The sequence below is a fragment of the Bacteroides bouchesdurhonensis genome (assembly GCF_900155865.1).
GTDB classification, from domain to species: domain Bacteria; phylum Bacteroidota; class Bacteroidia; order Bacteroidales; family Bacteroidaceae; genus Bacteroides; species Bacteroides bouchesdurhonensis.
In genome coordinates, this window is the sequence record NZ_LT707006.1 from 1,713,971 (window position 1) to 1,733,297 (window position 19,327).

The 19,327-nt window shown below is 39.2% G+C and carries 11 protein-coding genes; 5 read left to right on the forward strand and 6 right to left on the reverse strand.

Features of this window, described 5'->3' with window-relative positions; genetic code table 11:
• Positions 1-126 precede the first annotated feature (126 nt).
• A complete protein-coding gene (locus tag CZ225_RS06790) occupies positions 127-1,335 on the forward strand; it encodes a hypothetical protein (protein ID WP_077153485.1) in 1,209 nt (402 codons plus the stop codon).
• A gap of 515 nt (positions 1,336-1,850) precedes the next feature.
• Here the strand turns inward: CZ225_RS06790 and CZ225_RS06795 are convergent.
• Complete coding sequence (locus CZ225_RS06795) at positions 1,851-3,308, reverse strand: glycoside hydrolase family 10-like protein (protein WP_077153486.1); 1,458 nt, start codon at positions 3,306-3,308, stop codon at positions 1,851-1,853.
• 107 nt (positions 3,309-3,415) lie between these two features.
• On the opposite strand from CZ225_RS06795, the gene CZ225_RS06800 reads away from it, so the two are divergent.
• From CZ225_RS06800 to CZ225_RS06810, 3 genes are read left to right on the forward strand one after another with little or no spacing between them, the layout of a single operon-like run.
• Complete coding sequence (locus tag CZ225_RS06800) at positions 3,416-4,846, forward strand: carbon starvation CstA family protein (RefSeq protein WP_077153487.1); 1,431 nt, start codon at positions 3,416-3,418, stop codon at positions 4,844-4,846.
• A complete protein-coding gene (locus tag CZ225_RS06805; protein WP_077153488.1) occupies positions 4,843-5,073 on the forward strand; it encodes a hypothetical protein in 231 nt (76 codons plus the stop codon). Before CZ225_RS06800 ends, CZ225_RS06805 begins: the two co-directional genes overlap by 4 nt.
• Before the next feature lie 4 nt (positions 5,074-5,077).
• Positions 5,078-5,563, forward strand: a complete 486-nt coding sequence (locus CZ225_RS06810; RefSeq protein WP_077153489.1) for an outer membrane beta-barrel protein — start codon at positions 5,078-5,080, stop codon at positions 5,561-5,563.
• An 85-nt stretch (positions 5,564-5,648) separates the two neighbouring features.
• Here CZ225_RS06810 and uvrA read toward each other — a convergent pair whose 3' ends face one another.
• On the reverse strand, positions 5,649-8,423 hold the full coding sequence (gene uvrA / locus CZ225_RS06815) for an excinuclease ABC subunit UvrA (protein ID WP_077153490.1): 2,775 nt from the start codon (positions 8,421-8,423) through the stop codon (positions 5,649-5,651).
• A gap of 94 nt (positions 8,424-8,517) precedes the next feature.
• On the opposite strand from uvrA, the gene CZ225_RS06820 reads away from it, so the two are divergent.
• Complete coding sequence (locus CZ225_RS06820) at positions 8,518-10,026, forward strand: glycoside hydrolase family 10-like protein (RefSeq protein ID WP_077153491.1); 1,509 nt, start codon at positions 8,518-8,520, stop codon at positions 10,024-10,026.
• Between the two features lie 87 nt (positions 10,027-10,113).
• On the opposite strand, the gene CZ225_RS06825 is transcribed toward CZ225_RS06820, so the two are convergent.
• The 4 genes from CZ225_RS06825 to purL form a co-directional block, all read right to left on the reverse strand.
• Positions 10,114-10,662, reverse strand: coding sequence for a chromate transporter (locus tag CZ225_RS06825; protein ID WP_077153492.1), 549 nt, complete (start codon positions 10,660-10,662; stop codon positions 10,114-10,116).
• A gap of 30 nt (positions 10,663-10,692) precedes the next feature.
• A complete protein-coding gene (locus tag CZ225_RS06830; RefSeq protein WP_077153493.1) occupies positions 10,693-11,250 on the reverse strand; it encodes a chromate transporter in 558 nt (185 codons plus the stop codon).
• On the reverse strand, positions 11,247-15,257 hold the full coding sequence (locus tag CZ225_RS06835) for a hybrid sensor histidine kinase/response regulator transcription factor (protein ID WP_077153494.1): 4,011 nt from the start codon (positions 15,255-15,257) through the stop codon (positions 11,247-11,249). The genes CZ225_RS06830 and CZ225_RS06835 overlap by 4 nt, the downstream gene beginning before the upstream one ends.
• Before the next feature lie 270 nt (positions 15,258-15,527).
• Positions 15,528-19,232, reverse strand: a complete 3,705-nt coding sequence (gene purL, locus CZ225_RS06840) for a phosphoribosylformylglycinamidine synthase (protein ID WP_077153495.1) — start codon at positions 19,230-19,232, stop codon at positions 15,528-15,530.
• Positions 19,233-19,327: the final 95 nt, after the last annotated feature.

Genomic DNA, 19,327 nt, shown 5'->3' on the forward strand with positions numbered 1-19,327 from the left:
TTTTTTTAGTCTTTGCAAAGTAGAGATAGCAAAAATATGCTTTAGAGCATAAGTTTCTCTATATTGTGAGACTTCCTGATTATTTCCTGTATATATTTGCAGAATAATGTTTTAATCACATTTAAAATGGAGAGAAAGTCACTTTATATCTTTAATCCCGAACACGATTTGGCAATGGCAAGTAGTGAAAAGAATTATATGGCACCGGCTTCTGCTCGCCAGATGGCAGCTGATTTGGCTTTGCTCCCTGTTTGGTATGCTGAAAAGGAGGCAAAAATACTGGCTCCTTCGGCTTATAATATGAACTTTTTGAAGGAAATTCAAGCTCTTTTGGGAGATATGGCACAATTAATAACAGAGCCGGAAGTTGCTGATGAGACGGAATGGAAGTTCTTTCCATGGGGGTGGGACCCAGCTTTACGAAAGCGTTTGTTGTCGTTGGGAATAGATAGGTCACAATTGCCTTCTGAGGAGTATTTAGTTTCTTTGAGAGATTATTCACATCGTTCTCATGCTGTGGATTTACTTCCAAAGTTACAGTTGGATGAGTATTTTTGTGGTGAATCATTTTATTTTAAAACACCGGCTGAATGGAAGGCTTTTGTTGAAAGTCGGACAGCTTGTTTGTTGAAAGCACCACTTTCCGGAAGCGGAAAAGGATTAAATTGGTGTAAAGGAATATTTACTTCTTTTATTTCAGGATGGTGTACTCGTGTGGCTGCTTTACAAGGGGGAGTGATTGGAGAACCTATATATAATAAGGTAATTGACTTTGCTATGGAATTCCATTCTGATGGAAAAGGGAAAGTCAGATTTGCCGGATATTCTGTTTTCCATACGGGTGGGAGTGGTATGTATACGGGCAATGAACTCCTTTCGGATGAAAGTATTCTTTGTAAATTATCAGGTTATGTGCCATTGGAAGAGTTACTTCTGTTACGGAATTGTCTGGAAAAGGAATTGACAAATCTGTTTGGTCATCTGTATTGTGGTTATCTTGGAGTAGATATGATGATTTGTCATTTCCCGGATAAATATCCTGTTTATCGGATTCATCCATGTGTAGAAATTAATTTGAGGATGAATATGGGAGTGATAGCACGTTTTTTGACGGACCGTTATTTATCTTCCAAAGCAGGTGGTATATTTCAAATTGCATATTATCCTGAGGTAGGGATAGCTCTGAAGGAGCATGAGCGAATGATTGCTGCTTTTCCTTTACGTATAGAAAATGGGCGTGTATGTGACGGTTATTTGCCTTTGGTACCTGTGACGTCTCGAAGCCGGTATCGTGCTTGGATAGAAGTTATTGGTAAGGTTTCCGGTTTGGAGTGAGCCGACGTGATTTTTTATGGCGTTTGTCGCCTGTGGATACATAGATTAACTTATTATCATGGAATGGAATGGTTTAATCTATGAGAAGTTTGTATTCAAACTATTCGATCTTTTTTTCAAACTATAAAGGTGTTTATTTTAAACATTACGATCTTTTTATTTCAAGTATATCACTTAGTTGAGTCTAGTACAACAAGTATACAACTTCTATAGGACAGTTCTGTCAGAGATATACTTCATTCAGTTAAGTCTATTACATCATTTGGACAACTCAAGTACAAGTTTTCAGGAAAAAAACGGTGAATTTGTTTATTTGAAAACAGATAGACGGTTCGTCATGTTTTGTGATATATTTCTATATATCAGTGAGATAATATGAAGGAACTTCTTTCTGACTGTTTTCGCTTGAGGTAAGCGTCTGTGTCTGTACGTCATTCATCTCCTTCAAAAAGATGACGCAATGTATGTGCTTGAATTATAGGGAAATATGCTAAAATATGACGATGACGAAAGTCTTATTCACTTCCTTGCACAGCCTTACTTTCGTTCCCATATCGGTCGATTGCAGTGATAGCGAAATACTTTTTTGCATTCCAAGGCAGGATGGGGGCATAAATATAACTCGTTTCACGAACATTTTGAGATACAATATTTTTAGGGTTATTAATATCTACCGGGAATTCATTTGAAGCATAAATTATATACATCGGTTTATTTCGTTGATCATTGTCTGTAGCTTCTTTCCAGTTCAGTTCTGTATATCCGTAATCGATGGTAGTGATTTTCAGATCTGAAGGAGCGGATGGAGGAACATTATCCAGCCAAGGCATGGGTGGTTGTAAAGCTGGATAAGCATAGAAATTATCAATGAGTTCATCATATATTCCTTGCGTGTTGTCCATCAGATACTTTACTCTGTAATGTCCTTCTCCCGCCATCTTCTGCCTACGTATGAAATTGATCTGACGATCTACTTCATCGCGGGTCCAATTCCCTTCGTCGGGATGAAGGAAATAAATGCCAAGTCCCGGAATAATTTGTCGTCCGTTACTTTGTTCTTGCCAGTCGAGAGCAAAAGGATAGAAACTGTTACCCTGAAAATACATCATTGGATATATCTGATCCTGAATTCCTTCTCCGAGCCAGCCTTGCGGATCCTGATAGACAGTATAAAAAGCATTCCATCCTCGTGAAGAGTAGCGTGATGTATCTCGGTACTTGCCGACAGGACAGGTGCTGACCTTTACCCAAGGTTTCATTGCTTTAACCCCTTTATATATATATCTTACGATTTCAGATATATTGTCCCTTCGCCACTGTTCTAACGTACGGCCTTGGTTATATCGTTTAAAGTCATATCTATCCGGGAAAAGAGGAGCATTTTCCGGGTAGCGCAGATAGTCGAAATGGACACCGTCCACGTCATATTTTCCTACTACTTCACGTACCAATTTCATTAAATACTCTTTAGTTCCCGGATGACCTGGATTTAAAAAATATTCGTTTTTGTAAGGGACACAGATATCTTTTGTTTTTTTAGTTACAGATTGATTGCCAAGAGAAGCAACATGTTTTTTATTACCTAAAGGGATTGATACCATCCAAGCATGACATTCCATACCTCGCTTGTGGCATTCTTCGATCGCAAAAGCTAAAGGATCGTATCCGGGATTTCCTCCAACTTTTCCAGTCAGTATGGAATTGAAAGGTTCGATGGCTGAAGGATATAAAACATCACCACGCGTACGTGTTTGGAATAGAACCGTGTTAAAGTTGGCTGTTTTCAGTTTATCAAGAATATCTACCAATTCTTCCTTCTGCTGACGAATCGTCTGTGGATTCGTAGCCTTTGTGCGAGGCCAATCCAAGCCATATACAGCTGTAAGCCAAGCGGCACGAACTTCAAATTTAGGTTGCGCCATGGTGAAAATGAAGGGAAACAAAAGTAAAAGAATGAAAATAAATCGGTGCATATTCCTTATTTTTTGTCTAAATTCCCTGCAAAGTTAGTAAAAGTGTCGGTATTGTTGTGTGATTTCGTGAGATTATGTTACATTTGCGACAGTTAAAATAACACGCCATGATTACATTTACTCTTTGCCTGCTAGCACTGATAGTGGGCTATTTCACATACGGGCGTCTGATGGAACGTATTTTTGGCCCGGATGACCGTAAAACTCCGGCTCTTACTAAAGCCGATGGGGTGGATTATATTCCATTACCCACTTGGAAAATATTCATGATCCAATTCCTTAATATTGCTGGATTAGGTCCGATCTTCGGTGCTATTATGGGAGCTAAATTTGGAATATCTTCCTATTTATGGATTGTACTGGGGAGTATATTTGCAGGTGCAGTTCATGACTATTTTGCAGGAATGTTGTCTTTACGTTATGGTGGCGAAAGTCTTCCTGAGATAATAGGTCGTTATTTGGGGCTAACTACCAAACAGATTATGAGAGGATTTACAGTTCTTTTAATGATTTTAGTAGGTGCCGTCTTTGTAGCAGGTCCGGCTGGATTATTAGCCAAACTGACACCTGAGAGTCTGGATGCTACGTTTTGGATCATAGTAGTCTTTATTTATTATATTTTAGCAACGTTGCTTCCAGTCGATAAGATTATTGGTAAAATCTATCCGATCTTTGCGATTGCTTTACTTTTTATGGCTGTTGGCATCTTGGTGATGCTCTATGTTTATCATCCTGTGTTGCCGGAACTTTGGGACGGATTGCAGAATACCAATCCTGAAGCAGATAAACTTCCTATCTTTCCTATCATGTTTGTCAGTATTGCTTGTGGTGCAATTTCCGGCTTTCATGCTACACAAAGCCCGTTGATGGCACGTTGTATGACATCAGAGCATCATGGACGTCCGGTATTTTATGGAGCAATGATAACCGAAGGTATTGTAGCTTTAATTTGGGCCGCCGCCGCTACTTATTTCTTTCATGAGAATGGGATGGAGGAAAGTAATGCTTCTGTGATAGTAGACTCTATTACTAAAGGATGGTTGGGGACTATTGGAGGTGTGCTGGCTATTTTAGGAGTAATTGCGGCCCCCATAACTTCGGGAGATACAGCCTTCCGTTCCGCTCGTTTGATTGTGGCTGATTTTCTGGGATTGGAACAAAAGAGTATGCGCCGTCGTTTGTATATATGTATTCCGATGTTTGCTGTAGCTATTGGGTTACTTTTATATAGTTTACAAGATGCAAATGGATTTAATAGGATATGGCGTTATTTTGCCTGGGCTAATCAAACACTGGCTGTATTTACGTTATGGGCAATAACGGTTTATCTAGCGGTTTCAAAAAAGCCTTATTGGATAACGTTGATACCTGCTTTGTTTATGACTTGTGTTTGTTCTACTTATATATGTATTGCGCCCGAAGGTTTAGGACTTTCGCATATGCTTTCTTACTATATCGGCATTAGTTGTGTAGTGGTTGCTATTGGTTGGTTCTTTGTATGGCTGGGGCGACAAAAGACAGGAAAATTATCAGAATGAAGAAAATAAGAAAATCAACAAAGGTTGCAATAGCATTCCTTATTTATGTATCAGTAACGGCTGCATATCTGTTGCCTCGTAATACGGAAGTTAGTAATACAGAAAAGTGGCTTACAGTAGCAGTGTCTTATGTCATTGTATTATTTCTTTGGCTAGTGCTTCGCAAAAAAGAACAGATGCGCGAACGCCGAAATAAAGACGAACAATCTATTCACTCAAAAAAGTAAATTCATGAAGAAATTAGCTTTAGCTATTTGCCTATTGGCCGTTTCAATGGTTGCACAGGCACAGTTTGAAAAAGGAACTACGATTATTAATCCTTCTGTTTCCGGATTGGATTTTTCGTACAGTAAAAATGATAAGGCAAAATTTGGAATTAGTGCACAAGCCGGTACATTTCTTGTCGACGGTATCGCATTGATGGTGAATCTCGGTGCCGATTGGTCGAAACCTGTGGATGAATATACAATGGGTACAGGAATGCGATTCTATTTCAATAAAACCGGTGTTTATCTAGGTGGCGGACTTGATTGGAACCGTTTTCGTTGGAGTGGTGGAAACCATCAGACCGATTGGGGACTAGGGATAGAAGCTGGTTATGCTTTTTTTCTTTCCCGTACGGTAACGATTGAACCTGCCGTTTATTACAAATGGCGTTTTAACGACGGAGACATGTCTCGCTTTGGAGTTAAGGTAGGATTTGGATTCTATCTTTGAATGAAGAACTAAAAAATAAGAAACTAAGTATGAAAAAATCACTATGTTATTATGTTGCATAGTGATTTTTCTCATTTTTAGTTCTTTATTCATTTATCTTTTCTTTCAAAAACTGTCCCGTATAGCTTGCACCGCATGCGGCAACTTCTTCAGGAGTACCTACTGCTACAATATTTCCTCCTTTATCTCCACCTTCCGGTCCCAAATCAATAACATAATCCGCACATTTGATAACATCCATATTGTGCTCAATGATTACAATACTATGTCCGCGACGGATCAGTGCATCGAAAGCATCCAATAGTTTGCGGATGTCGTGGAAATGTAATCCGGTAGTAGGTTCGTCAAATATAAACAGAGTCGGATCTGCTTTTTCCTGGCTTAAATAGAATGCTAATTTCACACGTTGGTTTTCACCACCAGATAAAGTTGAAGAGGATTGTCCTAGTTTTATATATCCTAGACCTACATCTTGTAAAGGGAGGAGTTTTTTCACGATCTTTTTTTGTCCATGTTCGGTAAAGAACTCAATAGCCTGATTGACTGTCATTTCCAATACATCATAGATGTTCTTATTCTGAAACTTAACTTCTAATGTATCAGATTTGAATCGCTTCCCATGACAAGATTCACACTCTAATACCAAGTCTGCCATAAATTGCATCTCTACGGTAATAGTTCCTTCACCCTTACATTCCTCACAACGTCCCCCTTCACTGTTGAAGCTAAAGAATCCGGCGGTATATCCCATTTGTTTCGCTAAAGGTTGATCTGCCCATAGCTTACGAATCTCATCGTATGCCTTGATGTAGGTAACCGGATTTGAACGCGATGATTTACCTATTGGATTCTGGTCTACAAATTCAATATTTCGTAAATCCTGTATACTGCCTCCGATAGAAGAAAATTCTCCGGGACGATCACTGCATTCATCGAGTTCACGTTTTAATGCACGATAGAAGATGTCACGTACTAATGTACTCTTTCCTGAGCCCGAAACACCTGTAACGACTGTCATTACATTGAGGGGAAAGCGTACATTCACTCCTTTCAGATTATTTTCACGTGCTCCTTTTAGCTCGATATAATTATTCCATGGACGGCGATGCTTGGGAACAGGGATTTCTTCTTCTCCTAAAAGATAGCGGACAGTGTAACTATTGCTGCCTTTTTTTAAGTCTTTCATATCGCCTTGATATACAACCTCTCCCCCTAAGCGTCCGGCATTAGGACCAATGTCGATAATGTAATCGGCAGCACGAATAATTTCCTCATCGTGTTCTACCACAACAACGGTATTTCCTAATTGTTGCAGCTGGCGCAATACATGAATCAGACGATCTGTGTCGCGGCTATGTAGCCCGATACTTGGTTCATCAAGAATATAAAGACTGCCGACAAGGCTGCTTCCCAATGAGGTTGCCAGGTTTATACGTTGGCTTTCACCTCCGGATAGTGAATTACTAAGTCGGTTTAACGTCAGATATTCTAATCCTACATCCATTAAAAAGCGAATACGACTATTGATTTCTATCAGGATACGACGTGCTACATTGCTATCGTGTTCATTCAGTTGCAAATGATCGAAGAACTGTTTTAAATCCGTAATTGGTAAATCTACTAATTCGGAAATGTTTCTTCCATTTACCCGTACATACCCGGCTTCCGGTTTCAGACGTGTACCATGACATTTCGGGCAGAGTGTTTTACCCCGATAACGAGCCAGCATAACACGGTATTGTATCTTATATTGACTCTCCTCCAGCATCTTGAAGAAATCATTGATACCGTGAAAATATTGATTCCCTTCCCAAAGAATTCTCCGTTGTTCGTCTGTCAGTTCATAATAAGGAGTGAAAATCGGGAAATCAAATTTATCCGCATTGTGAATTAGTTCTTCTTTCCATTCTCCCATCTTCTCACCCCGCCAACAAACGATAGCACCTTCGTAGACGGATAAAGAGCGATCAGGAACAACCAAATGTTCATCGATACCGATCACTTTACCAAATCCTTCACATACCGGACAAGCTCCCATTGGAGAGTTGAAAGAAAACATCTGGTCATTAGGTTCCTCGAAAGTAATGCCATCTGCTTCGAATTTGGAACTAAAAGTATGTAGTTGTGTTGATCCATCTGAAAGGTAGAAACGTAGAATACAAGTACCATCGCCTTCATACATTGCAGTTTCTGCAGAATCTGTTAGTCGGCTGATAGCATCTTTGCTGCTAGCTACAGCCATACGGTCTACCAAGAGATAAACGTCATCCCCTTTTGTAAAGTTATACTCATCAATACGTTTCATCTCACCGTTTACTTCTACTCTGTTGAAACCTTGTTTCAGGTCTATCTCCAGCTGCTGCTGTAAAGTACGGTTTTCGCGAAGTCTTATAGGAGTCAATACGGTGTATCTGGTTCCTTCGGGATAGGATAACATGCAATTGACAATATCTTCAGTAGAATGCTTCTTCACCTCCTGACCGCTGATAGGGCTATAAGTCTTTCCGACACGGGCATAAAGCAAGCGTAAATATTCATAGATCTCAGTAGAAGTGCCTACAGTAGAACGTGGATTTCGACTGTTTACTTTCTGTTCAATGGCAATGGCAGGAGGAATTCCTTTGATAAAATCACATTCAGGTTTACTCATTCGTCCCAGAAACTGGCGTGCATAACTGCTGAGACTTTCTACGTATCGGCGTTGTCCTTCTGCGTAGAGGGTATCAAAAGCAAGCGATGATTTGCCTGAACCTGATAACCCTGTAATGACGACAAGTTTGTTACGGGGTATATCTACATCGATGTTTTTAAGATTATTAACCCGTGCTCCCTTGATTGAGATATATTTGTTTTCTGGCATAAAATACTCCTTTTTTATGGTAGTCGGCAAAGTTAACGAATTTATCGAGAGTTTGTATTATCTTTGCGTCACATTATTATGATTTAAGAACATTATGAATCTGAAAAATTATCTTTTCCTTTTGGCTCTTCTTCTGGCTGTAGAAGTAGGGGCACAAGTACCTTCGGGAAATAAATATCCCAAACGAGAGTTTCGTGCTGCATGGATACAAGCTGTAAACGGGCAGTTTCGTGGTATTCCTACAGAGACATTGAAACAGACATTGATTAGCCAGTTGAATTCTCTTCAGGGAGCGGGTATCAATGCGATTATCTTTCAGGTACGTCCCGAGGCCGATGCTTTGTATGCTTCCCAATATGAGCCGTGGAGTCGGTTCCTGACAGGTACTCAAGGACAGATGCCGTCTCCGATGTGGGATCCGATGCAGTTTATGATTGAGGAATGTCATAAGCGTAATATGGAGTTTCATGCTTGGATTAATCCTTATCGTACAAAGACTTCATTGAAGAATCAGCTTGCTCCTACACATATCTATAATGAGCATCCTGAATGGTTTGTTACTTATGGTGACCAATTGTTTTTTGATCCGGCATTGCCTGAAAGTCGTGAGTATATTTGCAAGATTATCACTGATATCGTATCTCGTTATGATGTAGATGCTATCCACATGGATGATTATTTCTATCCTTATCCAGCCAAAGGGCTTGATTTTCCGGATGATGCAAGTTTTGCCCGTTACGGTGGCGGTTTTAGTAATAAGGCTGATTGGCGGAGAAGTAATGTCAATATGTTGATTAAGAAGATTCATGAGACAGTGCGTGGAATAAAACCATGGGTGAAATTTGGTGTGAGTCCATTTGGTATTTACCGTAATCAAAAGTCCGATCCTTTGGGCAGTAACACAAATGGATTGCAAAATTATGATGATTTGTACGCAGATGTTCTGTTGTGGGCACGCGAAGGATGGATTGATTATAACATTCCACAAATTTATTGGGAAATAGGTCATAAGGCTGCCGATTATGAGACATTGGTCAAATGGTGGGCAAAACACTCAGAGAACCGTCCGTTATTTATAGGTCAGTCTATCATGAATACAGTGCAGAATGCTGATCCTCAAAATCCTTCTATCAATCAGCTTCCGCGAAAGATGGCATTACAACGTGCCTACCAAACTATTGGAGGAAGTTGCCAATGGTATGCAGCTGCATTGGTTGAAAACACAGGTCAATATCGGGACGCTTTGGTACAGGAATATCATAAATATCCGGCTTTGATTCCAGTATTTGATTTTATGGATAACAAATCTCCCGGTAAAGTTCGTAAAGTGAAAAAAGTATGGACTGAAGATGGTTATATGCTTTTTTGGACAGCACCGAAAGCAGATACAGAGATGGATAAAGCAGTTCAATATGTAGTTTATCGTTTTGGATCGAAAGAAAAAGTAGATATTGAAGATCCTTCACATATTGTAGCAATTACCCGCCATCCTTTTTATAAACTTCCATACGATGATGGGAAAACGAAATATCGTTATGTAGTGACAGCTTTAGACCGTTTGCATAACGAGTCAAAATCTGTTAGCAAAAAAGTAAAGCTGTAAGGAGATAAAAGGCTAAAAATAAAGAATGAAGAATGAAGAATTAGCTGCGCAATCATTGCATAGTTATTCTTCATTCTTTATTTTTATTTAGTAAAGCAATAATCCGGCTATCCCGCAAGCAATAATCATTAAAATAGGATTAGCTTTATACTTTCGAGTTCCAACGAAAGTAACCAAAAAGATAATGATGCTGATGATAAATGAGTAGGTATCTTGGGTTGGTGATCCAAAATTTTCTGTATTCATCAACACCAAAGCTGCCGAAGCTAATAGTCCGACTACCGCCGGACGCAAACCATTGAAGATTGATTCTACTACCGGATGCTTCTGGTATTTTAAGAAGAATTTACTAATTGTCAGCATGAGGATAAAGGACGGAAGTATTACAGCAAATGTTGCAATAATAGATCCCCAGATGCTACCAGTGGCAGTAAAACCTACATAGGTAGCTGCATTGATTCCGATTGGTCCGGGAGTCATTTGGCTAATAGCGACAATGTCTGTAAATTCTTGCGAACTTAACCATTCATAGCGGGTTACTACTTCTCCCTGAATCATTGAAAGCATTGCATAACCTCCTCCAAAGCCAAACAATCCTATTTTGAAAAACGTATAGAATAATTGAATATATATCATACCTCTAATTACAAATTATGTGTTTTAACATTATATTTTTCCAACTTTATCTTTAGGCGATTTGAATTTTCCCCAAAGAAAACCTCCTACGCCGGCAGCAATTATAATCCAGATAGGGGAGAAGCCTAATAGCCAAATTAATAAAGCTGAAACAACAGGAATCCACAAATTATAACGGTTGATTTTTGCCGATCTTCCCATTGTAAAAGTTGGAGCAGCAATCAAAGCCACTACAGCAGGGCGGATACCTTTAAAAATACGTTCGACAATCGGATTATCTTTGAAATTATGGAAAAACAGAGCGATGGCTAGGATAATGATAAATGAAGGTAAAATTGTTCCTAATGCAGTGACAATACTTCCACGAATACCACGTAGTTTATATCCTATAAAAATTGAAATATTTACTGCCAGGATTCCTGGTGCAGACTGGGAAATAGCCAATAGATCAATAAAATCTTCCTGCGCTATCCACTTACGTTTAGTAACAATCTCATTCTCAATGAGCGGTACCATTGCATACCCTCCACCGATGGTAAAGGCACCTATTTTAAAAAAGATTCTAAATGATTCAAGATAAATGTTCATTCTTTAGATATTCCTCCTTCCTTGTCTATATTATCTTCCTTACCATATTGGCTCGGACTTACATTATATCGTTTTTTAAATACTTCGCGGAAATATTTCACGTCGTTAAATCCTACCATTTCAGATATTTCAGTAACATTGTAATTTCCCTCTTTCAGTAACTGTACAGCCCGTTTCAAACGGATTAGTCGTATGAAGTCGGCAGGTGGTTGATCGGTGAGTGCTCTTAGTTTGTTGTAAAAACTAGTACGGCTCATGCCAACAAGACTACAAAGTACATCTACCGTAAGAGCTGGATTATCAATGTTGTCTTCTACATGCTTTCTTACATTCGCTAAGAATTTCCAATCTATATCTTTAGAACAATTAATGTTACTTTCATCATTATTCTCTTCTTCGTCCATCTCCAGATTAGCATATTTATTTCGTAGAAGAGCACGATTGGTTAATAGGTTGGCAATAGTAGCTTTTAATATTCCGATATTGAACGGTTTGACAATATATTCATCCGCACCGATTTTTAACCCTGATAAAATATCCTTCTCATTATTCAGGGCAGTTAATAAAATAATAGGTATATGAGAAGTTTCAATGTTATTCTTAATTGTATTACATAATTCGTCTCCACGCATTTCGGGCATCATGATGTCGGAAATAACTAATTCCGGTTTATATTCCGGTATAATGGTTAGTGCTTCTTTTCCGTTGGAACAAGTTTGTACAATATAGTCTGCGGATAAGGTTTGTAGAAGATAATTGCGTAATTCATCATTATCTTCAACAATCAGAATACGTTGATGGTCTGGATTCTGTTTCTTCTGGATGCTCTCATAAATTCCGGCAGGAGGAAAATTATTATTACTAACTGTTTCGTTAGGACGTTTATTTGAAAGAGCCAAATGTGCCTTGCGGAAGCGTTTACTATCTTTCGGGAAAGTAATTTTGATGACTGATCCTTGGTTCTCAACACTTGATAAGTTTATCTTTCCTTTATGTAACTTGACAAGTCTCCAAACAAGCATTAATCCAATGCCACTTCCGGTAATCTTAGAATTGATAGCATTACTACTTCTGAAATGCAGTTTGAATAAGTTCTTTTGTTCGTTGGCAGGGATACCGATTCCGGTATCATGTACTTCCACACTCCAGGATTCACTATTTTCTGAAACAAAAATCTGAACGCGTCCATTCTCAGGAGTATATTTCAGTGCATTCGAAATTATATTCTTTAAAATAGATTCCATTTTCTCTTTATCAAACCATACGTTTAAATACCGGGAATTACTTTCGTATGTGAAATTGATATGTTTGATATTGGCATAAGGCTGGAAAGCGTTGAATATTTCATTCATAAATGTATTCAACTCATGTTCTGAGATATATAATTCTGAAGAGTATACATCTGCTCTTTCAAAATTGATAAGGTTAGTTGTCAGTCGTAATAATGCATTTACATTTCGTAGAGCAGTATTCATATTCATGATTCCTTCCTTGCTTAATTGTTCTTTTTCACGTACATCCTCCATGGGTGCTTTGATTAAAGTTAATGGAGTTCGGATGTCATGCGCCGTATTAATGAAGAATTGTATTTTATCATCAGAAACTTTTCGTTGTTTTCTTAAAATAAGAACACGCAATGTGGTCGTAGCTATCCCAATGATAGCAATCATATAAATCAACATTGCCCAAACTGACCACCAGAAAGGTTGGGCGATACTAATATCTATTTTTCTTTCTCCAATTACAATCTTTTTGTCCTCGTTGGAAATAGCACGTATCCGAAGCATGTATTTTCCGGGAGCCAGATTCGTATAGCGGATGATATTTTCAGTTCCGGGTTTACTCCATTCATCGTAAAATCCTTCTAATTTCCATGAATAAAGGATATTGGAAGGATAATCGTAGTTAATGGAAGAAACCATTAACGAGAAAATATTCTGGTTAGATTTCAATCGTAACTTTTTAGTCTGATCAATATCCGTTTCTAGCGGAGAGCCTTCATCTCCCGGATAAACGGTCTGATAGAACAGTTTGAAATCACTTAGAACCATTTTAGTGGAATAATATCTGGGCAACTTCATGTCTTTATTGAATTCAACGGCTCCATCTACACTACCTAATATGAAATTATTATTTTTACGAAGAATGCCGGACAATGCATTAAAATGGGTTGTCATAAGTCCCATTTCACTGGTCCAATTGTGGAAAGATTTTTGTTTGGGATAGAAACTGGTCAGTCCGTTTTCAGTGGCTAAGAGTATATCATTATCATCATCCGATAATATCGTATAGATATTATTAGAAATCAATGCACAATTATCTGTATAATAACGAGTAAACAGTTTCTTATCCGGATCATAAATCAATAATCCGGAGCCACTTGTACCTATATACAAAGAACCATTTTGAGCTTGATATAGCGAATAGATATAAGTGGATTCTACCGGCAGTTGAATGCGTTCGAACCTTCCTGATTCTTTATCCAAAAGATAAAGCCCGTTTGCACTGCCTATCCACATTTCTTTTTCGTTTTTTTCTGTAATAACAGTAATGGAATTGAGCCCTTTGTATAGACGTAACTCTCTGGTATGTAAATCTATACGCTTCAGATTGTAGTATCCTCCCACCCATATGTTTCCATCAACATCTTTATGGATATCGCGCATATATTTATCTGGTCGAATATTTTCATGTGAGTATGAAGAAGGGGTGAAATACTCTATACTCAAGGTCTTTTTATTAATCTCATAGATTCCGGAAGAATAACCTCCCGCCCAAATAATGCCGGGACTTACCTCACATAATGTTGTGAAAATATGATTCCTGCTTTTTTGCACTGTTTCAAAGGAACTTAGAAATGAACTCCATTTTCCGGTTTTAGATTCTAATAGGCTTATTCCATTGTTTGTTCCAAACCATAGATCACCGTCGCTATCTTCAATGATAGAATTTACTTGATCATTGATTAATGATTGCTTATTGCCAATAGAATGTTTGATCCATTTATAACTGGAAAAACGATTATTATTCCGTATTGTAATTCCAATAGGATAGTTTGCCATCCAAATACGTTCTTCATCATCAATATAAATATCATTGATACTATTACCGTTCATTTCATTATTGCTGTTATAATCTGCAATAATATAAGGTTCGGTTTTATAATTATCAACATTCAGTTTATATACTCCTCCACCATCTGTAGCCACTAATAATTCTCTTTTATTAAAGGGCTTAATTCGTGAGATGCTGATATCCGTCAGGCTATACTGGGGTTGTATGGTAGACTTTATCTCCATATCATATACCATAATTCCACGTTGGAAAGTTCCAATAAATAATTTACGGATTTCCGGGTCGAAATATAAATCATTAATTTGGATACCTATATTGTCTAGTTTGTCACAAGGAAGAAGTTCCAAGGTATTGTTTTCTAGCTTGGCATGATGAAGTCCCATTTCGGTGCCGATAAAGAAATGTGTACTGTCAATTTGTTCGATGTCGGAAATGGCTTCATTAAGTTTGTTTTGCACTTGGACAACTTTTTGCGTCTGGGTATTATAAAGCAAAATTATACTTTCCTTACACAACCAGATGTTATTATTGTTGTCAAGCCAACTGAAGCTGACGGGAGACGGAGAGTTTTCATAATCTTCCTCAGGTAATCTATAAACACATATAAAGTTATCATGTGCCTGATCATAGCGGAATATTTTTCCTTTCTTTCCTATTTCCCAAAGAACACCTTCTCTGTCAATATATAACCAGTTAAGATTCAGCAAAGAATTTAATTCTATGCCATTATCTATTAATTTATATTGTTTAAATTCTTTTCCATTGTACCTATCTATACCCTCATGAGTAAGAAACCACATGTAACCGGTTTTATCTTTCTGAATACAATATACCCGTCGATTACTTAATCCATCTTCCACTCCAAAATATTGATACGTTTGGGCAACGCAGATAATAGGAAACAATAATAAAAGAAAAAGCCATTTTTTCATATAAATAGGACTTTTGGGGTTATTGAATCTTTTTCTGAGGGGGAAAGTGTCACAAAATTAAAGAGTTTTTTGGATAATACCAAATTTTAGGATAAGATTACATTGATCTTCTAGTTAAGTAAATTCCGTATTTTGTGACAAATTGTATATCTTGTATATTTACAGATGTTAAGTTGTAAAATGCATTCGCCAGAAGTTCGGATTTTTGAAAAAGAAAGGCTGTTGCACTTCGTTGAGCAACAGCCTTTGTTTATTTGCAGAAAGAATGGCTTACTTTGTTTTTTCTTCCACCCATTTACGAGCATTAACAAATGCTTCTATCCATGGGGTTACTTGGTCGCTGTTTTGGCGATCTGCAGGATAACAACCGTTTTGCCATGGGAAGATTGCACGCTCCAAGTGTGGCATGATAGCCAAGTGGCGTCCGTCTGCACTGGCAACTCCTGCAATTGAGTAGTCAGAACCATTCGGGTTACTTGGATATTCGTCGTAGCTGTACTTAGCAACTACATTATATTTATCTTCATCATACGGTAAAGAGAACTTTCCTTCTCCATGAGCTACCCAGATACCTAGTTTGCTACCACTCAATGAACCGAACATTACGCTACGGTTAGTCGGGATAGTGACCCCTAAGAAGCGGGATTCAAACTTATGAGAATCATTATGCAGCATTTTACCTTTCTTCTTATATTCAGGGTTGATAAGGTCTAGTTCCATCATCAATTGGCAACCGTTACAAACGCCTAATGATAATGTGTCTTCGCGTGCGTAATATTTATCCAATGCTTCCTTTGCTTTCGGGTTGAAGAGGAAAGCACCTGCCCATCCTTTTGCAGAACCCAACACGTCAGAGTTAGAGAATCCACCGCAGTAAACTACCATGTTTACATCTTCCAGCGTTTCACGACCACTAACCAAGTCAGTCATTGTCACGTCTTTCACGTCAAAGCCAGCTAGATAAAGTGAATAAGCCATTTCACGTTCACCGTTCGTTCCTTTTTCGCGGATGATCGCTGCGCGGATACCGCTTGGAGTACGACGGTCCGGAGTGATGCCATATTGAGAAAGTTTACCTTTGAAGCTTGGCATAAATGCAAATTCAACAGGCTGCATCTTGTAGTTTTCGAAACGTTTCTTGGCACAACCGTTCATTGACTGTTTGCGGTCGAGCAGATAAGAAGAGGAATACCATACATCACGCATATAGTCGATACCAAACTGATAAGTTGCATTATCTTTGGATACGAGAATGTGACGTTCGTCAGTCGGTTTACCTAACTTCAAATAGCCTATTCCTGCATCTTCCAGAATCTTCTTCACTTCGTCTTTGTGCTTGTTGCTGATCTGGATAACGATACCCGGATTTTCTGCAAACAGAATCTTGATGATATCTTTTTCCTTCATCTTGTCAAGGTTGATTTCCATACCGCCTTCTACATTAGAGAAACACATTTCAAGCAGTGTGGTGATCAAACCGCCAGCCGAAATATCATGTCCTGCCAAAATCAAGCCCTTATTTACAAGTTCCTGAACAGCAAGGAAAGCATCACGGAAATATTCAGCATCTTGCACACAAGGTACTTCGTCGCCCACCTTACCAAGTGATTGGGCAAAAGCTGAACCACCCAGTTTCAGTTCGTCGAAGCTGAAATCGATATGATAAAGTGTTGTCTTTTCATTGTTTACCAATACTGGAGATACTACTTTCTTGACATCGGACACTTCGCCGCCGGCAGAAACGATCACTGTTCCCGGAGAAATAACTTTCTCTCCGTTGGGATATTTCTGAGTCATAGACAAAGAATCCTTTCCGGTAGGAACGTTGATTTGTAAAGCACAACAGAAGTCACTTAATGCTTTTACTGCAGTGTACAGACGTGCATCTTCTCCTTCTTGTGAACGGCAGGGCCACATCCAGTTAGCTGATAAGGAAATGCTATCCATACCTTCAGCCATCGGAGCCCATACTAAGTTAGTCAAAGCTTCGGATACGGAAAGGATAGAACCTGCTGCCGGATCAGCCAACGCTGCTTGCGGGGCATGTCCGATAGAAGTGGCAATACCCTTTTCTCCACGATAGTCGAGTGCAACGACACCACAGTCGCTCAATGGCAACTGAAGTTCGCCCTGACATTGTTGGCGGGCTACTTTTCCTGTAATAGAACGGTCTACTTTATTAGTCAGCCAATCCTTGCAGGCTACTGCTTCAAGTTGCAAGACATTGGTAAGATATTCATGAAGTTTGGACAATTCGTATTTCGGCATTTCATAATGACGCTCTACGGTTTTGTCTATCATATAAGTTTTCGGTGAAGAACCAAACATTTGGTCTACAGCAAGATCGAACGGACGTACACCATCAGCTTGCTGGAAGGCAAAACGATGGTCACCGGTTGTTTCACCCACTACATACATCGGAGCGCGTTCACGCTCAGCAATCTTGCGTACATGTTCGATTGCTTCTTCTTTGATCAGTAGTCCCATACGTTCCTGACTTTCATTGGCAATAATCTCTTTTGCAGACAGTGTTTTGTCACCAATCGGCAATTTGCTCATGTCAATCAGACCACCACATTCTTCAACTAGTTCGGACAGACAGTTTACGTGTCCGGCTGAGCCATGGTCGTGGATGGAAACAACAGGATTTACTTCTTCTTCGCAAAGAGCACGAACTACATTGTTGGCACGTTTTTGCATTTCTGCATTCGCGCGTTGTACGGCGTTCAACTCAATACCGCTACTATAACGTCCGGTATCTACAGAGGATACGGAACCGCCACCGAGCCCGATGCGATAGTTATCACCACCGATGACAACCACTTTGTTGCCTGCTTCCGGCGTACCTTTCAGGCAGTCACGTTGTGTTCCGTAACCTACACCTCCGGCAAGCATGATTACTTTGTCGTAACCGTAAACTTCATTGTTTTCTTTATGTTCGAAAGTAAGTACAGAACCGCAGATCAGCGGCTGGCCGAATTTATTTCCAAAGTCAGAAGCACCGTTAGAAGCTTTGATCAGGATTTGTTCCGGAGTTTGGTATAACCATTTGCGAACCGGAAGAATTTCTTCCCAAGAACGATCTTCGTCTGTGCGGGGGTATGAAGTGATGTAAACAGCAGTACCTGCGATTGGCAATGAACCTTTACCACCGCCCATACGGTCACGTATCTCACCACCTGTACCGGTAGAAGCACCGTTGAATGGTTCTACAGTAGTAGGGAAGTTATGCGTTTCAGCTTTCAGGGAAATCACACTTTTAATATCTTTGATCTGGAAGAAATCAGGTTTCGAGTGGTCTGCCGGAGCAAACTGTTCCACGACCGGACCTTCAGCGAAGGCTACATTGTCTTTGTAAGCAGATATGATTTTATTCGGATTTTCCTGTGTTGTCTTTTTAATCATCTGGAACAAGGAAGATTCTTGTTCTACACCGTCGATGATAAACGTGCCACCAAAGATTTTGTGACGGCAGTGTTCGGAGTTGATCTGTGCAAAACCGAAAACTTCAGAGTCAGTCAGTTTACGTCCGAGGTCACTTTCTACTTTCTTCAAGTAGTCCATTTCTTCTTTCGAGAGGGCAAGACCTTCTTTCTCATTGTAAGCTTCGAGGTCTTCGATGTAAATGATAGGCTCCGGTTGGCGGTTAGTGGTGAAGACATTCTGATCCAAACCTTTGTACATACGTTGAAGCATTGGGTCATGGTCAGCATTTTCATCTTTTACCGGGAAATATTCCTCGATACGGCTAATGCCTTCAAGTCCCATGTTTTGGGTGATTTCAACTGCGTTGGTACTCCAAGGAGTAATCATTTCGCGGCGTGGACCAACGAAACAGCCTTTCAGGTTTTCTTCACTTTCCGTCACGGCTTCTCCAAAAAGCCAGCAGAGTTTATTACTTTCGTCCGGGGTAAGCTGATGATTGCTCTCTACGGCAATCACGCTCTTGGAAGGGGTTCTGAAAAAAAGAATCATGTTGTATATTTACGATTTTACAATTTACTGAGTTACGATTAAAGTCACTCGTGTGACTTCTTCTCTTTTTCTTGCCCGCAAAGATAATCAATTTC

What these genes read in the sequence shown, in the direction of transcription:
- CZ225_RS06810 (WP_077153489.1), top strand. Translation starts at nt 5,078, where the DNA reads ATGAAGAAATTAGCTTTAGCTATTTGCCTATTGGCCGTTTCAATGGTT.
- CZ225_RS06825 (WP_077153492.1), bottom strand. Translation starts at nt 10,662, where the DNA reads ATGATATATATTCAATTATTCTATACGTTTTTCAAAATAGGATTGTTT.
- CZ225_RS06830 (WP_077153493.1), bottom strand. Translation starts at nt 11,250, where the DNA reads ATGAACATTTATCTTGAATCATTTAGAATCTTTTTTAAAATAGGTGCC.
- uvrA (WP_077153490.1), bottom strand. Translation starts at nt 8,423, where the DNA reads ATGCCAGAAAACAAATATATCTCAATCAAGGGAGCACGGGTTAATAAT.
- CZ225_RS06800 (WP_077153487.1), top strand. Translation starts at nt 3,416, where the DNA reads ATGATTACATTTACTCTTTGCCTGCTAGCACTGATAGTGGGCTATTTC.
- CZ225_RS06790 (WP_077153485.1), top strand. Translation starts at nt 127, where the DNA reads ATGGAGAGAAAGTCACTTTATATCTTTAATCCCGAACACGATTTGGCA.
- CZ225_RS06820 (WP_077153491.1), top strand. Translation starts at nt 8,518, where the DNA reads ATGAATCTGAAAAATTATCTTTTCCTTTTGGCTCTTCTTCTGGCTGTA.
- CZ225_RS06805 (WP_077153488.1), top strand. Translation starts at nt 4,843, where the DNA reads ATGAAGAAAATAAGAAAATCAACAAAGGTTGCAATAGCATTCCTTATT.
- CZ225_RS06795 (WP_077153486.1), bottom strand. Translation starts at nt 3,308, where the DNA reads ATGCACCGATTTATTTTCATTCTTTTACTTTTGTTTCCCTTCATTTTC.
- purL (WP_077153495.1), bottom strand. Translation starts at nt 19,232, where the DNA reads ATGATTCTTTTTTTCAGAACCCCTTCCAAGAGCGTGATTGCCGTAGAG.
- CZ225_RS06835 (WP_077153494.1), bottom strand. Translation starts at nt 15,257, where the DNA reads ATGAAAAAATGGCTTTTTCTTTTATTATTGTTTCCTATTATCTGCGTT.